The sequence below is a fragment of the Yokenella regensburgei genome, assembly GCF_051486985.1.
GTDB lineage: Bacteria > Pseudomonadota > Gammaproteobacteria > Enterobacterales > Enterobacteriaceae > CBFFRJ01.
This window is the reverse complement of the sequence record NZ_JAHVDV010000076.1, coordinates 1-2,112: the sequence shown is the minus strand read 5'-3', so window position 1 is coordinate 2,112 and position 2,112 is coordinate 1. Positions and strand designations below refer to the sequence as shown.

Annotated in this window: 2 protein-coding genes; both read right to left on the bottom strand. The window is 56.2% G+C overall.

The features are described 5' to 3' along the window. Positions 1 to 383: 383 nt before the first annotated feature. Positions 384 to 1,391 (bottom strand): fimbrial protein, encoded by a 1,008-nt coding sequence (locus KXR87_RS23420; RefSeq protein ID WP_437434568.1) that lies wholly within the window; start codon positions 1,389 to 1,391, stop codon positions 384 to 386. A gap of 35 nt (positions 1,392 to 1,426) precedes the next feature. After that, positions 1,427 to 2,112: fimbrial biogenesis chaperone (locus KXR87_RS23415; RefSeq protein ID WP_437434567.1), on the bottom strand; the 686-nt coding region annotated here is incomplete at its 5' end.

The following is a 2,112-nucleotide window of genomic DNA, read 5'->3' as shown; positions in this document are numbered from 1 at the left end:
CCAGCAAAAGCCATCCGTTTTTCACGCCCCTCTCCCTGTGGTTATGTATTTCGCGGAAACAGATTATGGTCCGTGAAATAGGGTGAATCTGGCGGGAGAGCGTACAGGCGCAGGTATCGATGGAAGGGAAATTATTTACCGGGATTTTAACAAAATCCCGCCGGGGCGTTATATCTGGCCGGGCCGTTGTGAAACGCGTTTTGGTATCAGAATGTTTTCCCTGACCCTGATAATGGTCAGTGGTGTGTATGACCAGGATGTTGTAGTAAAACCGGTATTAAGGCAATGGTTGCGAACATGCCCGTTGCCATTAATTACACTTTATTATTCCGGCGGCATGACATATTCATGCCGGATAAGATTTCCTCTGTCCGGCATATGTTTTACTGATAGGTCATGGTGAATTCAAGCGCGGAATCGGCATCGCCACTGGTGATGTCAGAGGCGGTCTGGATATAGCGCGCCTTCATCGGGATAGTGTGGCTGCCTGCCGTGGTGCTGACGGCGGTGTTAAACGGTACCAGGGTGTCGTTGGCGTAGAGCACCTGCACCCCGATGCCGCTGGCGGTGCCGGGGCCACCCTTCACGGTGAGGTGCTGGGTGGGCAGCCCGCTGTTTTCCAGGGTAATGCCCGAGGCAGGTTTAAAGGTGTATTTCACCGCGTTCAGCCCGGCGTCGCAGTTGTTGATAGCAAAGGTGAAGGCGGTCGAGGCGCTGGTGGAGCCGATACCGCTGAACTCCGATTGCGGATGTTTACCCAGCGGTACGCTCAGGCTGGGGGTCACGCAGCCGGGGACTTTGACATCCGGGGTGCCGGAGATGTTTAGGGTGCTGTAGAGTACGCCAAACCCGTTTCCCGTGTCAGTCGGTGAAGTTGATGCCCAGAGCTCAATAAAGTTTTTAGGAAATAACAATTCGCCCGGCGTGATATCCCCTGTCTTGTAAAATTCTATTTTGGTATTAAGTGCGTTTGCCCAGGGGGTCACGCTCGAACCGCCTACCTGAGCCCCTAACACGCTGGGCAATTTTGCGTAGGGAATTGTAGTATTGGCGGTGACCTTCACTCCGATGCCCTCCACCCCGGAACTGACCACACCAACAGGGATCCCCGAACCGGTGATTGCCGAGCGCCCTGTACCGTAGCCATACTGGAACCTGAAGTAAGCTTGGCCTGAACATGAAATCCAGGTGATTGCCGTATTTGGCACTGCGACCGTTTTCAGCAGCGTCCCGACCGTTGCACCAGGCGGAACCGAGAGTGTGCCAATCGTAACTTCACGGGCAGTCGCAGCACTTTCGCTGATTATCTCACACCCTGCCCACCCCTGCCCACTCAGGACGCATAACCCCACGACGGTTGACACGTTAATAATCAGTTTTAAGCTGTTCATTTTCATCCTCCCTTACGAAAAAAGAACGTGGCGACTCAGCGGCTCAGGGTCGCCTGATGGTGGTGCTGACCGCCATAGTCATCGATGGTGGTAAAAAAGAGCGTCCCGCCTCTTAGTTGCGCGGGTGTGGGCTGCACGGTAAAACGCTGCTGGCCCTTTGCCGGGCACATCCCGCTCTGGCGTTCATCTTCACTTTCCGCCTTCTCTGTCAGCCCGACATGGTTAAACGAAACGATAAACGCCGACGGGTTCTGGCACTCCAGGGCGACCTGCTGCCCGTTCTGGATTAAATGCCAGCGCAGTTGCGTGACAGCCTCTTTCGGGGTGCCCGGCAGACCCGCCGGGCGGTAGAACAATTTCAGGCGCGAGCGCACGGTGAGCTGGATATGGTCGGCTTTGCCCGATGGCTTCGGTGGGATTTCCAGTACGTTCAGCCAGAACACTGATTCGCGGTCATGGGGCACGGCACCGCCGGTGAACATAATGCGCAGCGACTGGCCTTTGCCGGGGTTCAGCCGGAAGACCGGCGGCAGGATGATAAACGGCACTTTTTCCGTTCCGTCGGCATCCAGCCAGGTCTGGATCAGGCGCGGAGCGGGGTCTTTGCTGGTGACGGCGAGCGTGACCTCGCGCTTACCCGCCGGGTAGATCACCCGGGTGCTGGCAAGCTGGATACCGGCATGAGCATCGCAGATCAATAAAAGAACCAGCAAAAGCCATC

What these genes read in the sequence shown, in the direction of transcription:
- KXR87_RS23420 (WP_437434568.1), bottom strand. Translation starts at nt 1,391, where the DNA reads ATGAACAGCTTAAAACTGATTATTAACGTGTCAACCGTCGTGGGGTTA.